General features: G+C 61.0%; 21 protein-coding genes. 14 read left to right on the plus strand and 7 right to left on the minus strand.

Annotated features, from left to right (window positions below):
- A partial coding sequence (locus tag V6M87_RS23605; protein WP_332879122.1) for a transposase occupies positions 1–231 on the plus strand: 231 nt, incomplete at its 5' end.
- 290 nt (positions 232–521) lie between these two features.
- Here the strand turns inward: V6M87_RS23605 and V6M87_RS23610 are convergent.
- Together V6M87_RS23610 and V6M87_RS23615 are read right to left on the minus strand one after the other, a co-directional pair.
- A complete protein-coding gene (locus V6M87_RS23610) occupies positions 522–1,001 on the minus strand; it encodes a hypothetical protein (RefSeq protein WP_332879123.1) in 480 nt (159 codons plus the stop codon).
- 667 nt (positions 1,002–1,668) lie between these two features.
- On the minus strand, positions 1,669–1,902 hold the full coding sequence (locus V6M87_RS23615; RefSeq protein ID WP_332879124.1) for a DUF3563 family protein: 234 nt from the start codon (positions 1,900–1,902) through the stop codon (positions 1,669–1,671).
- Between the two features lie 422 nt (positions 1,903–2,324).
- Here V6M87_RS23615 and V6M87_RS23620 point away from each other — a divergent pair, with 422 nt between their 5' ends.
- Positions 2,325–2,549: a hypothetical protein gene (locus V6M87_RS23620; protein ID WP_332879125.1), complete on the plus strand. Its 225-nt coding sequence runs from the start codon at positions 2,325–2,327 to the stop codon at positions 2,547–2,549.
- On the opposite strand, the gene V6M87_RS23625 is transcribed toward V6M87_RS23620, so the two are convergent.
- Complete coding sequence (locus tag V6M87_RS23625) at positions 2,501–4,669, minus strand: prolyl oligopeptidase family serine peptidase (RefSeq protein ID WP_332879126.1); 2,169 nt, start codon at positions 4,667–4,669, stop codon at positions 2,501–2,503. The two genes, V6M87_RS23620 and V6M87_RS23625, sit on opposite strands and share 49 nt — an antisense overlap.
- Before the next feature lie 245 nt (positions 4,670–4,914).
- Between V6M87_RS23625 and V6M87_RS23630 the strand changes: the two genes are divergently transcribed.
- Positions 4,915–5,721, plus strand: coding sequence for a DeoR/GlpR family DNA-binding transcription regulator (locus V6M87_RS23630; protein ID WP_332879127.1), 807 nt, complete (start codon positions 4,915–4,917; stop codon positions 5,719–5,721).
- Positions 5,722–5,725: 4 nt separating this feature from the next.
- Positions 5,726–6,862 (plus strand): MFS transporter, encoded by a 1,137-nt coding sequence (locus V6M87_RS23635; protein ID WP_332879128.1) that lies wholly within the window; start codon positions 5,726–5,728, stop codon positions 6,860–6,862.
- A gap of 125 nt (positions 6,863–6,987) precedes the next feature.
- Here the strand turns inward: V6M87_RS23635 and V6M87_RS23640 are convergent, their stop codons facing one another.
- On the minus strand, positions 6,988–7,407 hold the full coding sequence (locus V6M87_RS23640) for a DoxX family protein (protein WP_332879129.1): 420 nt from the start codon (positions 7,405–7,407) through the stop codon (positions 6,988–6,990).
- A gap of 314 nt (positions 7,408–7,721) precedes the next feature.
- On the opposite strand from V6M87_RS23640, the gene V6M87_RS23645 reads away from it, so the two are divergent.
- From V6M87_RS23645 to V6M87_RS23680, 8 genes are all read left to right on the plus strand, one after another.
- Positions 7,722–7,946, plus strand: coding sequence for an acyl carrier protein (locus tag V6M87_RS23645; protein WP_332879130.1), 225 nt, complete (start codon positions 7,722–7,724; stop codon positions 7,944–7,946).
- A 3-nt stretch (positions 7,947–7,949) separates the two neighbouring features.
- Positions 7,950–8,987, plus strand: a complete 1,038-nt coding sequence (locus V6M87_RS23650; protein WP_332879131.1) for a ketoacyl-ACP synthase III — start codon at positions 7,950–7,952, stop codon at positions 8,985–8,987.
- Between the two features lie 7 nt (positions 8,988–8,994).
- Positions 8,995–9,741: an SDR family NAD(P)-dependent oxidoreductase gene (locus V6M87_RS23655; RefSeq protein ID WP_332879132.1), complete on the plus strand. Its 747-nt coding sequence runs from the start codon at positions 8,995–8,997 to the stop codon at positions 9,739–9,741.
- The gene (locus tag V6M87_RS23660; protein WP_332879133.1) at positions 9,738–10,514 is read left to right on the plus strand and encodes an SDR family NAD(P)-dependent oxidoreductase; all 777 of its coding nucleotides are present in this window, start codon (positions 9,738–9,740) and stop codon (positions 10,512–10,514) included. Before V6M87_RS23655 ends, V6M87_RS23660 begins: the two co-directional genes overlap by 4 nt.
- The gene (locus tag V6M87_RS23665; protein ID WP_332879134.1) at positions 10,505–11,152 is read left to right on the plus strand and encodes a PglD-related sugar-binding protein; all 648 of its coding nucleotides are present in this window, start codon (positions 10,505–10,507) and stop codon (positions 11,150–11,152) included. The genes V6M87_RS23660 and V6M87_RS23665 overlap by 10 nt, the downstream gene beginning before the upstream one ends.
- Positions 11,152–12,300: an aromatic ring-hydroxylating oxygenase subunit alpha gene (locus V6M87_RS23670; protein ID WP_332879135.1), complete on the plus strand. Its 1,149-nt coding sequence runs from the start codon at positions 11,152–11,154 to the stop codon at positions 12,298–12,300. The genes V6M87_RS23665 and V6M87_RS23670 overlap by 1 nt, the downstream gene beginning before the upstream one ends.
- Complete coding sequence (locus V6M87_RS23675; RefSeq protein ID WP_332879136.1) at positions 12,290–12,916, plus strand: hypothetical protein; 627 nt, start codon at positions 12,290–12,292, stop codon at positions 12,914–12,916. Before V6M87_RS23670 ends, V6M87_RS23675 begins: the two co-directional genes overlap by 11 nt.
- 132 nt (positions 12,917–13,048) lie before the next feature.
- Positions 13,049–13,420: a class I SAM-dependent methyltransferase gene (locus V6M87_RS23680; RefSeq protein ID WP_332879137.1), complete on the plus strand. Its 372-nt coding sequence runs from the start codon at positions 13,049–13,051 to the stop codon at positions 13,418–13,420.
- Here the strand turns inward: V6M87_RS23680 and tnpC are convergent.
- The gene (tnpC, locus tag V6M87_RS23685; RefSeq protein WP_332879138.1) at positions 13,404–14,816 is read right to left on the minus strand and encodes an IS66 family transposase; all 1,413 of its coding nucleotides are present in this window, start codon (positions 14,814–14,816) and stop codon (positions 13,404–13,406) included. The two genes, V6M87_RS23680 and tnpC, sit on opposite strands and share 17 nt — an antisense overlap.
- A gap of 100 nt (positions 14,817–14,916) precedes the next feature.
- Here tnpC and V6M87_RS23690 point away from each other — a divergent pair, with 100 nt between their 5' ends.
- Both V6M87_RS23690 and V6M87_RS23695 read left to right on the plus strand, forming a co-directional pair.
- Positions 14,917–15,141, plus strand: coding sequence for a hypothetical protein (locus tag V6M87_RS23690; protein WP_332879139.1), 225 nt, complete (start codon positions 14,917–14,919; stop codon positions 15,139–15,141).
- Between the two features lie 2 nt (positions 15,142–15,143).
- Complete coding sequence (locus V6M87_RS23695) at positions 15,144–15,713, plus strand: hypothetical protein (RefSeq protein WP_332879140.1); 570 nt, start codon at positions 15,144–15,146, stop codon at positions 15,711–15,713.
- Between the two features lie 13 nt (positions 15,714–15,726).
- On the opposite strand, the gene V6M87_RS23700 is transcribed toward V6M87_RS23695, so the two are convergent.
- Both V6M87_RS23700 and V6M87_RS23705 read right to left on the minus strand, forming a co-directional pair.
- The gene (locus V6M87_RS23700; RefSeq protein ID WP_332879141.1) at positions 15,727–17,061 is read right to left on the minus strand and encodes an IS4 family transposase; all 1,335 of its coding nucleotides are present in this window, start codon (positions 17,059–17,061) and stop codon (positions 15,727–15,729) included.
- A 436-nt stretch (positions 17,062–17,497) separates the two neighbouring features.
- Positions 17,498–18,901, minus strand: coding sequence for an FkbM family methyltransferase (locus V6M87_RS23705; protein WP_332879142.1), 1,404 nt, complete (start codon positions 18,899–18,901; stop codon positions 17,498–17,500).
- Positions 18,902–18,912 lie beyond the last annotated feature (11 nt).

Consider the following 18,912-nt stretch of genomic DNA (forward strand, 5'->3'; position numbering starts at 1 on the left):
TTAGGGATCAGCAAGCGGGGCGACGCATATTTGCGCAGTCTACTGGTTCATGGCGCCCGTGCCGTTATCCGCACAGCGCAATCGAAAAGTGATCGATTAAGTACCTGGGTGATGCGTATCGCAACGACGCGCCATCCTAATATCGCTGCGGTGGCTTTGGCCAACAAAACAGCGCGTATCGCCTGGGCGATGATGAGCAGGGGGACTGATTATGAACCGTCGCTTGCCTAAGCCCAGTAGCAACAGCAACTTGTACGTGTAGGAACATCCGAACCACGATTGCATGACAAGCCGCATGATGGCCAACAGGTCGAACCGGCGCTGACAGAACCCGAGAATGTCTGAGGCCTTCAAGCCCGTCAAAGCGATAGGGAGTTAGCGCGCGAATAGCCCATCAGGGTCCAACACCTGGCACAGGTGTAGCAGCAAGAGACCGGATATACGTGAGCAGTACCTCACAGCCAGAATACGGATTGTTTGCAAACGAGGAGGAGTCCATATACAGACATTCATTCATTCATTCAATCTGGCTCACGCTTCCACTCTGTTTGGCTGGGACAAGAGATCCAACCCGCGCTTTCTTTTCCACCGTTGTCAAAAATCCCGCCACCGCCCACGCTACCGCTTCTGCGGCAAAACGTCCGGTTGCCTATCCGCTTGCGGTAAATGGTTGTCCCGTCAGAGGCGGTATAACTGTCCTGCTGAACGCCAGTTATAGGCTCGACATGGGCAGCATTCAATTCATGGCCGAAGCGAACCCACGGCGAACTTGAACCGGTTAGCACTCCGGATTCCCCTTTACTTACCTCTACTGAAATATGACGCGCTTGGCGTCTGGCGAGCTCAATATCGAAAGACGTGCTAGAAGGTGTACCGTTGCTGTTCGTGCCGGAGTCAGGCGTCTCGATCGACTTAACATTTGAAAATACTTCCAAGTCAGTTGCAGGCGCCTGCGTGTGCGAGGATTTAGTTGGTGTGTCTTTAGATAGATGGATACCCATCGAGTTCGGGGTAACAGGCAAAACTCGGGTAGGTTTTATAGCAGTTACATTCTTCCGCTGCTTTAGAATTAGAGGGTATGTGAACACTGGTAGAAGCAACAATTGCCCAGGTTGGCGCACTAGAGTCGATACGATCTCTGGCTGCGCACGCGGGTAGACATGCCGCTCGTGTATCCACAGCTGCACTGCAAGCAGGTGAAAACCTGCGGTAAGCCCTAAAGCAAGTTTGTTTCGCGGGAAGAATTGCCTTCGTCGAGGCTGCATACAATAAAACCTTTAATTGTTGCGCTATTCATAATTTCTTATCTAAACGTCTGCTTTTGGCCGAAAGCGGAAGTTCGTTGGGTCTACTGTAACTCAGCAAGAAGCGGTGGACGTCGCTACTTCACGCCCGGTAGTCGCAGTAATTTTCAAAACGTCGCGTCTATTTTGGAAAGTCACAACAGCGGTGCGGGTCGACGGACCGATTTGGAAGGATGAGCGCAATAAGCTCGCGCCAATAGAAAAGGCTGCACCAGCATCGATTGCTGGTGCAGCCTTTTTTCGCTTCACGCCGCGTCAAACCAAGCAGCGCCGCACGGACTGGCGGCCGCCGCGCTGGACCCGATTCGGGCAGGCGACTACTGATACCAGCTTCTACTACAGGACAACAACTCGGTAAAACCAATTAACGGGCGTGGCGGGTACGGTCCAGTTCGCGGATGCGGTATTCCAGATCATAACGGTCAGTAGCTTGGGCCAGGTAAGCTTCCTGGTGCTTGAGCTCACGCTCTTCGGTGCTTTGACCGATGTAGGTAGCCAGTTGAGCAGCTGCGGTGCGCAGGGCGGTGACCAGCTCTTGCGAAAAACGTGCAAAGTCAGCAACCGAAGAAACTTGATGGGCGGCGGAAGAATTAGACATGATCTTTCCTTTCAGTGAGTGGGCTAGCACCTAATGCGGTGCAACATGAGATCAAGTATATGCCTCGCCAGATATAATGATAATTTTATGTTTTGATAGCTGCCATTCACTAAACGTATGTTTCTGCCGTAATTTTATAATGCATTGATGAAACTATAATGATAAAAAGAAACATCTCGATGGTATTTTATTACGGAAATGTTTCTTAAGTGCTTGAAATCAAACAGATATTTCTATAGCGTATTGCGGTTAAACGCTGAGCAGCAATTCTGGGCGGTATAGAAAAATCTTGCCTACTTCCCGGAGTCGTCAATGAGTAAACTTTGCTCTTACCAGCTGCGTTCGTTGCAGTTGCACAACTGTATCGCAATTCCACCAATTTGTGAGTATTCCGCCAGGAAGGCAAGGCGGCTGAATGGCACATGATCCACCTTGGCTACCTGGCGCTTTCCGGCGACGGCCTGATGATCCTGGAAGCGAGCCTGGCTGCCCGCGAGCCCCCCTACGACCACACTTGCCCTGAATGGCGCATTGATGCCGACATCGATCGTGGAAGTGAGTCGTCGGCGATCGCAACCTCGTCGCGCGTGTGCGACCGCTACCTGGTGTATCCGGGCGCGCCGAACCGGTTGAGGAAAAACGTATAGATATCGGCACGCTCTTCCAGAGCCTGGTCGCGGGTGGAGCCGATGCCGTGGCCGGCGTTGCCGTCCGAGCGGATCAGGGCAAGGTGCTGATCGCCCCATTTCGCGCGCATCATCGCCACCAGTTTGGCCGACATCCAAGGATCGACCCGCTGGTCGTTCAGGCCGATGGTAAACAGGAAGTCCGGCCCGCCTCGGGCGCGATCCAGATACAGGGTGGCGTCCTGTGCTGCCAATGCCCGGAAACCGGCCTCGGTCGTCGGGTCGCCCATTTCGCCGAACTGGTTCGGGCCATTGTTCGCCTGGGCCAACCGGGTCGCATTGACGATGCCGACACGTGTGACCGCCGCGGCGAACAGCTCAGGCGCCTTCATCGCCGCCATTGGAACCAGCAGCCCGGACGCGCTGGCGCCGAACACACCAAGCTTCGCCGGCGATGCATAGCCCAGTTGCACCAGTCGCTTTCCGCAAGCGATGAGGTCTTCGTGGCTGTTCACCTTCTTTTCCTGCATGCCGGCCCGATGCCAGGCGTCGCCCAACTCGCCACCGCCGCGGATGTGGCAGTACGCATAGACGCCGCCACGCTCGTTCCATACCACCCAGCCCGTCGAATACTGCGGCGTGCCCGACACGCCATAGCTGCCGTAGGCATCGATGATGGTCGGCGCCGGGCCGCGCCGCGCGCCGCTGAACACGATCGTCAGCGGTACCCTGGTGCCGTCCGCGCTGCTTGCCCATTCCTCCACCACGGTGCGCGCCTTCGCGGCCGGCAGGGTTGCGCTCTGCAGGCCAAGGGCGCGCGCCTTGCCGCCTTCAACCCGGTACCAGGTCGAGTTTGCGGTATAGCCGTACATGGAAAAGGTAAGCGTCTTGCGGTCGGGATCGACGCTCACGTCGTCGATTGCCTGGCTGGCCGGCAGCGCAATGGCTTTCGGCGCACCTTTTCCGCCTGCTAAAAAGTACAGCTGGCTTGCCGCGCTGGGCAGGATCGTCTGGACATACAGTCCATCGACCGTGGCCCAGATGCCGGTGATGATCTTGCCTCCGGAAGCCATCACCAGGCGGCTGTTCGCAAGCGACAGTCCGCCCGACGGCCCTTTGCCCGTACTGAGCGCCAGCGCGCGGACTTCGCCGTTCTGGTCCGTCTTGCTGGTCTGGTAGTACAAGGTGTTCCCCATGATCTCGGCAGTGTTGACCCGCTCGTCGTAATCGGCCAGCTGGACATACGAGAGCTTCCCTGCCTGCAGATCGCTCAGCCGTGCCACGGCCATGGGGTACTCCGCGCGCGCATTGCCTGACACTGCCACCACCCATGGCGACCTGCGGTGCGAAATCAGGACCGGAAACGATGTCTCCGGCACGGCAAACCCCTGCGTCGGCACACCGCTTCCCAGCAATGGCAGATCGTCGCGCGCGCGCGTGCCGATTTTGTGCAACATCTCGCGCACGCCGCGCATGGTGTCGACGCCGGGTTTGGGTTCGCGCATCAGCCCGTAGAACATCGTGTCGTTGTCCAGCCAGGTCGGCGGCTCTTCGCTCCATACCGGTTGCAGTTCTTCACCGACCGGTTTACCGCTCGCAACGTCGAGCACGATGACCTTGCCGATTTCGCTGCCGCCTTCGGCCACCTGGATGGCAATGCGGGAGCCATCCGGCGATGGTGAATAGCTGCCAATCGCACGCGGCGCCTTGCCGTCGCTGCCGGCCATCGGGTCCAGCAGCACCCGCTCGCGCCCACCTTCGCGGACCATCAGGACCGGCATATTGCGGTCGCTGGTCAGCTTTTGGAAAAAGAGCTTTCCGCCGGCGATGCGGGTAGTGCGGAAGGCATCGTTGGCGCGGCTTGCGGCCTGCAGCGACTGCAACAGCTGCGTGCGGCCGGGCAAGGCTGCAAGTTCGCTCGTGGTATGCAGGCTGGAGTCCTTGATCCATGCTTCCAGGTCGGCGCGCCGGTCGGCCTTTTCCATCCAGCGATAGGGATCCTGGATGTCGATGCCAAAGACTTTTTCCGTCAGCGGCTCTGCCTTCGGGATAGCGGGAAAATTACTCAGGCCGGTATTGGCTGCCTGGCCGTGGACGGCGAGGGATAGGGTGGAAATGGCCGCCATGAACGCGATGCGCATGCTGACTCCCTGGATGGACTACGTGATTTTTGAACAACGAATAGTAGGACGCTCCTCGTATTGAAACAAGAAATTAAAATTTCGACTGTTGTTTCAGGTTTACGTTGGCCGCCGGATTCGTCTGGCGCGAGGGTCCATGCCGTTGAGTTTGGCGGTGGCAAACAGCGATCGCGTTTCAAGCATTAGTTCTTGTTTGTGCACGGTTTACCAGTATACTTTCTTGTTAGTGCACGTTATCATGCGGAATGAACAACGATCTCCCCTTGGCACGCCGCGACATCATTGCCCTCAGGCTCGAACAGGGGCAGGGCGCCGTGTCCACTGCGCTGGCGCTGGAATTTGGCGTCTCGGAAGACGCCATCCGGCGCGACCTGCGCGCGCTGGCTGCTGCGGGGCGTTGCCGGCGCGTGTATGGCGGCGCGTTGCCACTGTTGCCGGTGTCGCCTGCCTCGCAAGCTGTCACTGTGCGCATTGCGGAGGGCGCCGAACGCAAGCAGGCGCTGGGCAGTGCCGCCGCCGCGCTGGTGCAGAAAAATGCGCTGGTCTTCCTCGACAATGGCAGCAGCAACCTTGCCATCGTTGCCTGCCTGCCGCCCGACTTCGGCCTGACGGTCGCCACCAATTCGGTCCATATCGCTGCCGCCGTGCTGGCGCGCAGTGACGTGCGCTTGATCATGGTGGGTGGAACGGTCGATGCCGCTGTCGGCGGTTGCGTCGATGCCCAGGCGCTGGCGCAGGTGGCGCTGCTCAATATCGACCGCTGTTTTCTCGGCGCCTGTGCCGTGTCCGTCAGCGGCGGCATCGCTGCCTTCGATCCGTCCGACGCCACCTTCAAGCGCGCTTTGCTCGCTGCCAGCATCGACGTCGCCGTGCTGGTCACGAGTGACAAGCTGGAAACGCGCGCGCCGCACCGCGTGTGCGCCCTCGGCGACATCGGCCAGCTGGTGCTGGAGCACGATGCGCCCGCCGCCATCCGCGCCACACTGGAACAGGCCGGCGCCACGCTGCTGGTCGCGCCACAACTTTCTCATCCCGCCCCAACTCTGGAGTAGTCCATTGCATTCTGCAAATAGCCCCGCGACGCGTTTCGCCACGCGTTTATTGTTCCTCGTCGCCGGTTTCGGCTACGCTTGCTGGGCCCCGCTGGTGCCCCTCACCAAAATCAAATTCGGCATCGACGAGAACATCCTCGGCCTCTTGATCCTGTGCATCGGCGTCGGCTCGATCACGGCCATGGTTGCCACCGGCATGCTGGCGACGCGCTTCGGCAGCAAACCGATATTGCTCGGTAGTGGCATCGGTTTCGCCGTGATGCTGGCGCTGGTGCCCGTGGCCGGTTCCGTCCCCGTCCTCGGCATCATCCTGTTCGGCTTCGGCGCGACGCTCGGTGCGCTCGACGTGGCCATGAATCTGCAGGCGGTGCAGGTAGAAAAGGCTGCGCAGCGGCCCATGATGTCGGGCTTTCACGCGCTGTTCAGCATTGGCGGTTTCAGTGGCGCCGCGTTCATGACATTTTTGTTGTCGATGCAGGTGGCCGTGTTTACCGGCACGCTGATCTGCGCGGCGCTGATGGCGCTCGCCTTGTTCATCGCCGCGCCGCGCTTGATTGATGGCGGCGCCACGCCGGGCGGCCCGATGTTCGCGTTGCCGCGCGGCCTGGTGCTGTTGCTGGCAATCCTGGCCGCCGTCACCTTCCTGGTCGAAGGTGCCTTGCTCGACTGGAGCGCCTTGTTGATCACCCAGGCGCAGCTGGTGCCGGTCGCGCAGGGCGGCATTGGTTACATCATTTTTTCGGTGGCGATGACGGCGGGGCGCCTGAGCGGCGACTGGCTGTCCGGGTGGCTAGGCGACTTCCGCACGCTGCTGTGGGGCGGCCTGGTGGCGCTGCTCGGTTTCGTGATTCTGCTCACCGGTGCGCAAGCGGCGCTGGTGCTGTCCGGCTTCGCTTTCATCGGTTTGGGCTGCGCCAACATCGTGCCGGTGCTGTTCCGCCGCGCCGCCGCACAAGGCGCCATGCCGCCCGCGCTGGCGGTGGCGGCCGTCACGACCACCGGTTACGCGGGCATCCTGGCCGGGCCCGCCGTGATCGGCTTCGTCGCCAATGCCACCGGGCTGCATGCGGCGTTCTGGATGCTGGCCGGCTTGCTGGTGCTGGTACCATTGTGTGCCAGGTCAGTCACTGCCAAGGTTTGATACGTTTCGCAAATCGGTCAATCTGTCCAAACTTGCAAACAATGTGACGCACTTCTGGCAACGATCCTGCAGCTTGGGGCGCAGCGCCTGACCATCGTGGATATGGCGGGTTGTTCGGGCATGGCTTACCCTGCGCGTGGATGAAGGCGCCACGTGCTCCAGATGATCAGCCACAGCAGCGCCACCTGGATCGGCAACCTGAGCCACAGCGCCCAGATCGGCACCGGGAACAATTCCGGCTGCTGCAGCATGTAGACGTGGGCCGGCGTGACGGCCAGCGTCAGCAGGAACAGCCCGATTCCGGCCGCCTTGCGCGTGGCCGGCAGCACGATGCCGACTGCGCCGAGCAGCTCGAACACACCGCTGACCAGCACCGCCGCCACTGGCCAGGGAATGTAAGGCGGCACGATGAGCGCCTCGGTCGCGGTGGCGGTGAAATGCGCGATGCCGCCGATGAAAAACCAGAGGAACACGAAGGCCAGGCCGGCGCATTGGGCGGTGCTGACCTGGCGGGCGCGAAAAACGTGCGGCAAACTGCGCTTCATGTGCGTCCATCAGGAGACTGAGATTGGCCAAGCCTACACTGGAACGTTGCATGAGCACGCAACGGTAGCCGATTGCCGCATTGCCCCTGCAGCGATGGGCAGGTTTTTCGCCGCTTTCCGCGCTTCGAGGTCGCCAGCAATGCAGTTATTGCTTGGTAATCGCATCACTTGGGCGTAAAAGGATTTTTGCCCCCCCCGGAAGCATCCAATTTCCTTTATAGTTCTGCGAAAGTAAGAACATCAATCAGCTATCGTGTGGCGTGAGTAGCAGTCATCTATTCAGTTATCGAGCAATCATTTAGTTAGGCCTTTGCATGGACACCCTGCAGCAATTTATCGAGAAATTCAGTAATGCCGTCGACTTCCAGACCGAAGTCGCACTGAGCGGCGAGACCGACCTGAAAGCACTGGCGGAGTGGGATTCGCTGGCCGCACTGGGCGTGATCATCATGTTCGACATGGAGTACGACAAGGCCATCACCGGCAAGGATCTGGTGGCGTGCCAGACCGTAGCCGACGTCTACAAGCTGGTTGGCTGAGCCATGGCCCAGGCGACCCTGCGCAACGTACGCTACGCGGGCATGGCGACCTGCGTGCCCAAGCGGATCCTGTCTAACCTCGACGACTGCCCGCCGCAGTTGAAGTCGGCGCGCGAACGCGTGGTGCGCAATATCGGCATCGAGACGCGCCGCATCTGCTTTGAGTGGCAGTGCTTTTCCGACCTCGCCTTCGATGCCACCGAGCGCCTGCTCGAAGAGCTCAAGTGGGAGCGCGACGAGATCGACGCGCTGATCGTGATCACCCAGTCGCCCGACTACCCGATCCCGGCCACCGCGATCATCATGCAAGATAGGCTCAAGCTCAAGCAGACCACGATCGCCTTCGACATCAACCTCGGTTGCTCCGCGTATGCCTTTGGCCTGCACGTGCTCGGGTCGATGATTTCCGCCGGCGGCATCAAGAAGGGTTTGCTGCTGGTGGGCGACAAATCGGCGACCGTGCTGGAACCCTTGTTTTCCGACGCCGGCACCTGCACCGCGCTCGAATACGATCCGGCCGCGCCGCCGATGCACTTCGATCTGAACTCGGACGGCAGCGGCTACCGCGCCATCATGTTGCCGGTCGGTGGCGGACGCGAACCGGTCGGTCTGCAGCACATGGTGCCGGTCAAGGACGAAGACGGCATCTGGCGCAGCAAAGGCGCGCTGATCCTGGACGGGCCGGCCGTGCTGAGCTTCTCGACGCAGCGGGTGCCGCCCGCCGTACGCAATCTGCTCGACTACGCCGAATGCCCGATCGAGGCGATCGATTACTTCATCTTTCACCAGGCTAACCGGATGATCAACGAGACCATCCGCAAGAAGCTCGGTCTGGCGCCAGAGAAGGTGCCTACCACGCTGCACGACTTTGGCAACACCAGCGGCGCCTCGCTGCCCGTAACGATGACCGTGCGCATCCGCGACGCGCTCATGGCCGGGAAGAAGAAACTCCTGCTGTCGGGTTTTGGCATCGGCCTGTCGTGGGGCAGCTGCATCGTCGATATCGAAGGCGCGGTGTTTCCGGAGCTGATCGAATCGTGAACGCATCATGAGCAATTCGCCGTTCAGCCTGGAGGGACGGACGATCCTGGTCACCGGCGCCTCGTCCGGCATCGGCGCGGCCACGGCCCGCCTGTGTGCGAACATGGGCGCGCGCATCCTCGCCTGCGGGCGCGACAGCGAACGCCTGGCGCGGGTGGTCGACGACCTGGCCGGTGCGGGGCATGTGAGCGTCATCGGCGACCTGACCGACCCGGCCGCGCGTCAGGCGCTGGTCGACGCCGCACCAAGCCTTGACGGCTGCGTGTTCAGCGCCGGCGCCGCGCAGTTGGCGCCGATCCGCATGGTCAGCCAGCGCCACCTGGACCAGCTGTTCGCCGTGAACTACGACGCTCCCGTGCTGCTCACGCAAGCCTTGCTCGCCAAGCGCAAGATCGCCCCCAACGCCTCGCTGGTGTATGTGACGGCGGTGGCCGAACACGTCGCGCCGCACGCCACCGGCATCTATTCGGGCGCCAAGGCGGCGCTGACGGCGACCGTGCGTACCATCGCGGTGGAACACGCGAAGCAGGGCGTGCGCGCCAACTGCGTCTCGCCCGGCTACGTCGCCACGCCGATGCTCGAGGGCCTGCAAAACGTGATGAACACCGGCGACAAGGCGGCACTCGCGCCGCTGGGCATGATCGAGCCTGACGACGTGGCCGGAGCCATCGCCTGGCTGCTGGTCCCGGCCAGCCGCTGGGTCTCGCGCACCTCCCTGGTCATCGATGCAGGCCTGACCCTGCACGTGCGATGAACGGCCAAGACATGTTCCAGCATCCGTTCCACCTGCGCGGCAAGAGCGTCCTGGTCACCGGCGCGTCCAGCGGCATCGGCCGCGCGGTCGCTCTCGAGTGTGCCCGCGCAGGCGCGCGCGTGGTCATCACCGGCCGCGACCAGGCGCGTCTGGCGCAGACGCTGGCGCTGTTGGGCACAGCACCAGGGGCCGAACCGGGCCAGGCGTCAGGTCACGTCTGCTGCGCGGCCGACCTGACCGACCCGGCGCAGATGGCCGACCTGGTGGCAGCGTGTGGCGCGCTCGATGGCGTGGTGCACGCCGCCGGCGTGCATGGCGTGGCGCCGCTGCGCATGCTGCGCCAGAGCTTCATGCAAATGGTGCTGGACGCGAACTTCCTGGCGCCGCTGATGCTCACCCAGCTGCTGCTGGCCAAAAAGTCGCTGCGCAACGGCGCCTCGCTGGTGTTCATGTCGTCGATTGCCGCGCATACCGGCACCGTGGGCGTGGGCCCGTATTCGGCGTCCAAGGCCGCGCTCGAAGGCATGATCGGCCCGCTGGCGCTGGAAATCGCGCCGCGCGCCATGCGCGCCAATGCGATCGCGCCGGGTCTGGTCGACACGCCGCTGGTCAACGAAGACCGCGCCTGGCTCGACGAAAAAGCCAAAATGTATCCACTCGGACTGGGCACGCCCGAAGACGTTGCGTACACCGCCATCTACCTGCTGGCCGACATCAGCCGCAAGGTGACCGGCACGCGTCTGCACCTGGACGGAGGCATTCCATGGACATGAAGCCCGGCTTGAAGGAAGCCTTGATCATCAGCGCCGGCGGCTTTGGCCGCAGCGTCTACAACATGATGCTCAGCGACGTCGCCAACGGCGTCGACTGGCAGGTCGTCGGGTTTCTCGACAACCGCGTCGAGCTGGCGGCCGGCACGCCGCTGCCGGTGCTGGGCAACCCGCTGACCTGGCGCGCCAAGGGGCATGAAGAGTTTTTGTGCGCGCTGGGCGAGCCGGCCCAGCGCCGCCGCTTCGCCGCGCCGCTGCTGGCGCAGGGCGCCACCTTTATGACCCTGCGTACCGGCCTGCACAAGGCGATCGGGGTCCAGATGGGCGTCGGCTGCCTGTTCGAGCCCGAAGTGCGCATGGGCGTGGACACCCGCCTGGGCGACTTCGTGCTGGTCCAGTCGACCAGCGTGATCGGCTACGAGGTGAACATCGGTGACTACACCACGATCGGCACGTTTGTGTTCGTCGGTGGTGGCGCGCAGATCGGCAGCGACGTGATGATCCACCCGCATGCGACCATCCTGCCGCGCGTGAAGGTGGGCGATGGCGCCATCATTGGCGCCGGCGCAGTGGTTATGGCCGATGTGCCGCCGGGGGTGACCATGATCGGCAATCCGGCCAAGATCTTCAGGTTCAAATAATGCGCTCACGCATGCCGCCACAGGCGTACATCGATGAAGCGTGGTTCGAACGCGAACGCGCGTTGCTGTTCAAGCCGTTGTGGCAGTTCATCGGCCTGAAGGTCATGCTGGAGAAGCACAACGCCTTCATCACGCGCACGCTGTTCGGTATCCCGGTCGTGGTCCAGAATTTTCAGGGTGAATTGCGCGCCTTCGAGAACCTGTGCCCGCACCGCCAAAACCCGATCCAGGTCCAGCCGCATGGCGTGCGGCCGCTGTTTTGCGGCTACCACGGCTGGAGTTTTGATCGCGAGGGCGCCACCCGCATCCCGCACGAGGATGCGCTGTACCGCTTTGCGGCCGAAGAACGCGCCTGCATCCACCTGCGCCGCTTCGCGCTGGAGGTGGTCGGCAACCTGGTGTTCGTGTGCCTGGCCGAGACGCCGCTGCCGATCAAGCAGCAATTTGGCGCGGCCATGCTGGCCTCGCTGACGGCGTCGTCGCTGGCCTACGACAGCGAAGTGATCATGACCACCTACGAGGGCAAGTTCAACTGGAAGCTGGCCTACGAAAACCTGCGCGACGGCCATCATCCGCGCTACCTGCACGCGCGCTCGCTGTACCAGGCTGTCAAGTTCGAGGCCAGCATCAGCGAAGATGGCGTGGCCGGCCTGCACCGCCTGCAGCAGGACGGTATCCCGGACCGCAACCGCGCCCTCGGGCTGATGCGCAGCTTCAGCGGCGGCGGGCGCGATGCGCCGATGGAGTCGCCCCCGAACGAACCGTATCACGCCCACGTGAACCGCTACCGCGATCAGGACTGGTACTACAACTGGCTGGCGTTCCCGAACCTGCACATCGCCTCGGCCAATGGCGGCCATGCCTTCATCGTCGAGCACCATATCCCGGTATCGGCCGGCCGCACCGACCTGGTGGTGTACTACCTGACGGCGAAGAAGAAACAGCCATACGCGGCCTCCGCCGCCGTGCTGCATGCGCACATGATGGGCACCGATGTGGTGATGCGCGAAGATGTCGACGTGATGGAGCAGATCCAGCGCACGCTGCACGGCGGCGCGCGCTCGCCGCACCTGGGCGACTACGAATACATCAACGCCAGCCTGGAACTGTGGTACCTGGACCTGATGGAGGGGAAATTTGCCTTGTAAGTATGTGATCGGTTGCGGGGACGAGCTGGCGCGCGCGATGCTCGCCTGGCGCGAAGTAGCGCCCGCGCTCGCGCTGCAGATGCGCGAGATTGATCCGGACGCCGGTCAGGCCGCGATTGCCGCCGCCATCGATGGCATCGAGGCCATCGATGGCGCCAGCGCGTTCGTCGCCGTCGACGCGCGTTACCTGAATGGCTTGCGGCTGGACCTGATGGCCAGTCTGCGCCTGCGCGGCCTCGCCATGCCGGCCCTGGTCGAACCGGGCGCGCTGGTCGCCGCCGGTGCGCGCATCGAAGACAACTGCTGGATAGGGCTTGGCGCCATCATCCAGCAGGGCAGCCGGATCGGTTTCAATACCGTCGTTGGCGCCGGCGCCATCGTCGCCAGCGGCGTCACGGTGGGGCACTCGAGCTGGATTGACGAGGGCGTGGTGATTGGCCGCGGCGCGCGCATCGGCGCCCAGGTCACGCTCGGCCTGGGCGTGATCGTCGGTCATGGGCGCCAGATCGGCAAGCTGTGCATCATCGACAAGGCGGGCCGGATCGAGCTTGACGTTGCCGCCAAGACCTTCATTCATGCGACCCACGCCCATCCCATCGTCATCATCGGCGCATAATGGGCCGATGCGTTGACACCTCACGCAACCGAATTCAACCGGAGGGAACTCCGAGGAAATGAAAGACTATTCATTGAAAAGCGGCGAACGATATACGTCGCTCGATCTTAATCTCATAGGTGGCGATCATTTATGGCGATACCAGTACGTCGCAACCCGCATGGCAGGCCAGGAGCGCAGCTGTTCGGCGCAGACATCTTCTGCGGAGCAGGCCACGGTGCCATGCTGATGGCGCAACAGTTGAACGCGACTATTCTTGCCATCGACGGCTCGGCAGAGGCAATCGACACGGCGAATCAAAAGCTGAGTGCGCCCAACGTCATCTTTGTGGCCAAGCTTTTTCCGTTCGAATTGCCCGAGGCGACGTTTGATTTCATCGCGAGTCTCGAGTCGATGGAACATGTCAAAGATTTTGAAACGTTCTTCTGGACCTTGTCGAAGGCACTGAAAAAGGGCGGACGGTTGTTTATTTGTAACTATTCAGCCGCTACGCAGCTGGCCTGATCGGATCGCCAGCAAATGCGCGGCGCAGCACTTCCAGCATGCTGTGCCCTTGTTTGCGTAGGGTGTCGAGGCAGGAGCGGATGGTGCAGAAGTTGTCGGCGCCGGCGATGGTGCGGAAGCATCCCGATATTTTCTGTTTGACCTTGGGCATGCGCACGGCCCGTTCGGCGATGTTGTTCGTGAACGGGACGGTAGGGTCTGCAATGAAGCGCAAGATGGCGTCGGCGTGCAGTCGGAAGCGGCGCAGCAAGTTATGGGCGTCAGACTGCTTGCAGCGTCCCGGCTTTGCGCCGGGCTTGCTCTGGGGAGGGTTCAGTTCTTCGCCTTGGCGCACGATGCCGTGATAGACGGTGGCGAAGGCGGCGATGGCATCGGCATCGAATGGCTTGCCTTGCTGGCGCGCAGCCGCGCTCAGTCGTTGGGCATTGAGCAGCAGTTTCGTCATGTCGGTTGGCCAATCCTGGCCCGTCACCTCCTGCGCATAGACCAGTTCGCGAAGAAGATGGGCGTTGCACAAGGCATGCAGTCCATCGTTCAGTTTCCAGTACGGGGCCCAGCAATCATGCACCAGAACGCCGAGTCGGTTGGGAAGAATGCCATGTGCGGCGATCGCCTCGAGGCCTCGCTTGGCATGCATGCCATACCAAGTCAGTTCCGCCGTGGCTGCCACGTGCATCCAGTGAAGCTTGCCGTCCACGCGCAGGCCCGATTCGTCGGCACACAGCACCGGTGCGTGATGCAATTGCCGCGCGATCAGGTCGGCGGTGCCTTGCAGGGCCAGGCTCGCTTCGCCGACCCAGGCCAGCAGCGTTGCCGGCGACACCGACAAGCCCGTCATCTCGCGAATTAATTCGGCGGCGCGGGCATACGGCAGCATCTGGCCCTGGGTCAGGTGCACGCCAAGTGCGCGCACATTCGGGCCGTATTGCGCAAGCTCACTCACAGCAGCCGGGAAGACACTGTCGTGCCGTTGGCCACAGGTGCACAGCACGGTGTAGACGCGGAGTTCGACCGCTTCAAAATACATCGTCGGAACATCAAATTCCTGGCGGCGCTCGAGTACGTGCGCCTCTTCAAACGCCAACGCACTGTGGCAGCGGTTGCAATGCGATGGGGTTGGGTGATCCTGCGTGCTGGTAGGCTCGGCGACCCGCTTGAGGGTGCTGCCTTTATGGCCCGGTTGGCCGCCAACTGCCTTGTCAGGTTTGCCGCGCAACGAAGTAGTCTTTTGCTTTTTGCCCAGTCCATCCGACGACGGCGGCTTGCTCGAGTTCTCGCTGTTCATGCCCAACTTCGCCTCGACCGCGTCCAGGCGCGCGAACAAGGCGTCAATGAGACGACCCTTGTCGTCATGGGACAGGCCGGTGAGATTGAGACGGGGCGGTTTTGGTGGCATGCCCAAATCATGCGCGATAGCAGCACAGTTTACAACTGTTTATTGCGGCCTTCACTCAGGCTGAACAGTTACGTTTATTTCAGCACCGAACGAAAACGTCATGCCGTACCAGGGTTATATCTGGCACTACAAGCATTTCCGCCCTGATGAGGTGAGAGCACTCGCCGAACAATATGGCCTCAGTGAGATTGGCGCGTATTCGACCTCGTGTCAGGTGTATGAAGACGGGGCGGCACGACTGTATTATCCGTATCAGCTGGACAATAACCGCGCGCTCAGCCTTGACGCTGGTGATACGCTATTTTTCGAATTCGAGAAGAAATGACAATGAAAACCTTCACATCCGGATGGGCGTTCCAGAAACCAGATCAGAACTACTTCAAGAAATTTATCCGCCTTAATAATATAGCGATCGATGGCATCGTTTATCCGAAAAAGATTCTGGCGGATATTGAGGGCATTCCTGTGCTTGGTTTCGACGACGCGCACGATATCATTCAGCCAGACGACCTGGTGCTCGATGTTTCGACCAATCCTGACCTGCGCAAAGAGCTCGAGCCATTCTTCGCGGCCAAAGATATCGACTGCGTCAGCGTCCCGGACTACCTCGATCGTCTGCTCAGCGCCGATCAGCATGACGCGCTGTTGTTGCCGGTCGCAGGTATCAAGGCGAGCGACATTCGCAAGCTCAAGTCTGCACCGATTCCCGATCGATTTGACGCGCATTTCCTCGATGCAGAATCGTATGAAGTCGCAAGCAAACTCGATGGAATCTTCCGTCATTCGCAGTGGCAGCGGCTGGTTGAGTTCGATCGTGACGATCCGACCGGCAATGTGCTTTTCAATGTATTGCTTGATCTACACGCGCGCGGTTTGCTGAAGCACCTGAGTGCATAGGTTTATACACAAGTCACCCAGCTTCGTCGCGTAGCGCCTTGATGGTGAGCGCGGCGACGCGCACATCCTGAATGCCCTGCCAAATCGTTTTGACGCCCGGATCACCATCGCCTTTTCGTCCGAGGAAGCCGCCAACGCGGGCGATCAGGCGCACTACCTCGTTGAGTGTCGGAGGCCGCTCCGGGCGTTGCTCCTTCGTGAGCAGATAAGCGCCGCGGATTTCGTCGGGGTCGAAGAACAGGCTGGCATCGAGGTCCGGACAGATGCGCCCGAGGCGCATCAAATACGCGACCCGCCACGCCACGACCATGAACAACGCCAGCGCGCGTTCGAGATTGTCGATGTGGGACAGTTGCATCGCCTCGACCTTGCACGCGTTTTTCAACACATGGAAGAACATCTCGATTTCCCAACGCGCGCGGTACCAGTCGATCAACTCGATCACCTCGTCGGCGGTGGTGGCGGTCCGATTGGCGAGCAAGCGCCATTCGATCGGTTCGACGCCGGCGGGCGCGTCGATTTCACGCGCGATCAGGCAAGTGGCCGCGATCTTGACGCCGCGCCGCGCAGGCAGTTCCACGCGCTTGGCCCACAGTTGCTGGCGTACCTTTCGCCCCTTCTGCTTGTCGCGCGCGCCGATGGCGAAGCCGATTTCCCCCACGGGCGCTCCATCGAGCGTGTGCGCCCACAATTTCTCGCCGTCCGGCAGCGCGCAATTGGTCTTCGCGCGCACCAGCCAGTCGGCCGGCGTGCCGCAGTCCTGCGCGTAGGCCATCAACTCGATCATATCGGCCTCGCGGTCGGCCACGTACACCAGTCGCGTCGCGGGCATCTCGGCGGCCATCTCGGCGATTCGGCCGTATCCTTCGATCCAGCGCCCGCTTTCCTTGATCCCCGGCCGAATGCCGGCGGCGTTGACTTTCTCGCGCGCCCACATCCACGCGTCGATCACGCCCAACGGCAACCGTTCCGGTGTGACGGCGTAGGTTGGATGCACATACATGCCGCGCTGGACTTCATAGCTGAGCTGCCCGAGGCCGCCGATTTGCTGTCCGTTGAAATTGAGTTCGGTCGTGTCCTGCAGGCACAGGATGACCGGGTGTTCGCCCATGCGTTGCTGGGTTTGGGCCCAGTGCGGCGCCATGATGTCACGCCACTCGACGGCGTCGTTCTCGAGAAACCGGTACGTGGCGATCGTCTCGCCCCATCCATTGCAGGACTTCGGGATGCTGGCCGACGGCGTGTCGGAAAAACGCGCCATGATCTTCCTGGCGCGACCGTCGAGGCGGGCGTCCCCAAGGTCTATGTCAGCAAATTCCACGTCAGTCCAGTGCGTCGAGTCTGTCATTTTGCGCGAGCCAAAAGACGAGAGTAAACCTGAAAACTCAACAGTTTACAACCGCTCTCGCGAGTGCTTGAATGTAAACGGATTTATTGACCAAGATGTTATCAATAATGCAAGATCGGTTGCGGCGAGATGTGTATAAACTTTTGGGTCAGGCGGGGAACAGCTAGGGGCCAGCGCAAGCGCAGGCGAATCGCGCGGACCATTAGCGTTGGCCTTGATCTGGCGCGACTTTCGGTGCATGCAAGCGCATTACGGCGGGATTATCTGCTTGCGAAAGATGGCGGACGGTAGCATCGCCACGGACGAGTGTGCGCCATCCGACATTGGCGGATCGCTTGCCATACCCCATGTTGCTCGTACCCCAAACGAGCAACAAAAAAAGCCAGCGTCAAGCGCTGGCTATGTCACCACATGGAGCGCCCGCTGTGCTCCGCGTTCAATAACAATAAATATACGTGGCGTCAGGCATGAAGCGGTCATGCTGGCGGAAGCCTATTTTGTAATCCATGCCCATGTCGCGCACGTACTGCGGCAACACCAGGAAGTCTTCCGGCTTATGGTAGACCGCGACCGCCATGCGCGGGCGATTTTTTTCGATAGTCCGGCGCGCGCCCATCAGTCCTTGCAATTCACTGCCTTCGACCTCGTACTTGATGAAGGTGGCGTCTTGGTTGGTGGCTTCATCGATGGTCGTCACCGGGACGACCACGAGCTGGCTGTCATCGATCCGCGTCGGATCGACCGCTTTACGCAAGCCTGAATCAAGAATATGGCCGCCGAGGGGGGAGCTGCGGGCGGTCGCGTCCTCGTACGTGAAATTCGGACTGAATCTCAGCTCGGTGGTCGAACTCCACACGCCTTTTTCGATCAGGGTGATCGATTGGCCCAGCGGCTTGCCATATTCCTTTTCCAGTCCCGCCAGGCGCGCCCTGATTTGCCGATTGTTTTCCTGGGCCGGCTCGAAGGTGTAGATGTGGCGGAATTCGCCACGCACCGCGATTAGAAATTCCTTGAGCGAGTCGCCGTCGAAGGCGCCCGCGTCGACGAACACTTCCTGCTGGTTCAGCGGAAGGAAGGTCTTTTCGAACAAGTAGGTGTTGTAATCGAAGTGAGCGCCGCGTCCGACCGCATACTGTTCAAGGTACATCGGATTGAGGGTCAGCCGGTACAGCAGCATATTGAGATAGCCGATCTTCGAGTACTGGTCGGAGAACAGCTCTGTCACCGCCAGATGCGCGTCGATATTCTTGACGGTGATGTCGAAATAATCCCAGCCGTATCGGAAAAAGCATCCACCGACATCCTTGGCCTGATAGCCGGCGAGCTGCAACAGCAACAGGAACTGGATCGGCGTGATGAGTTTCATGTCGTGCTGGACGCACTGCATGATGAAGTGCCGGCTGCTGCGCATGGTGGCGGCCAGCAGTACTGAAACAATGTCGCGGTTGGCCTTGACCTGGTCGATCCACGCGCCGGTGCTGATGACGGGAATGCCGAATTGCGTCGCGCCCGGCTCCGCCAGATTGTCGTCGACGATGGCGATCACCTCGCCCAGGCTGGCGAGCGTGCGGATTTCGGCCCAGCACAAGGAGCCGCAGACAATGAAGCGACGGCGTCGGAAAAACTCGGCCGGGGCTTCACTGAGCCAAGATGGTAGCATCGAAAGAAGGTCGTTTTGAAGGGGCGCGACGAGATTGACGATCTTCTCCTTCAAATCATACGGGGAAGGGAAGAAGTCGGAAATCAGAAGGTCGCTCATTTCATTTTCCATTTTTTGGCCATTAGCCCGATAAACCGCAGGATGGACCACGACGCAATCGACGCCGGGTTGATGCGTCAACTACAATTTCC

The organism is Massilia sp. S19_KUP03_FR1, assembly GCF_036688685.1.
Lineage (GTDB): Bacteria > Pseudomonadota > Gammaproteobacteria > Burkholderiales > Burkholderiaceae_D > JALYUM01.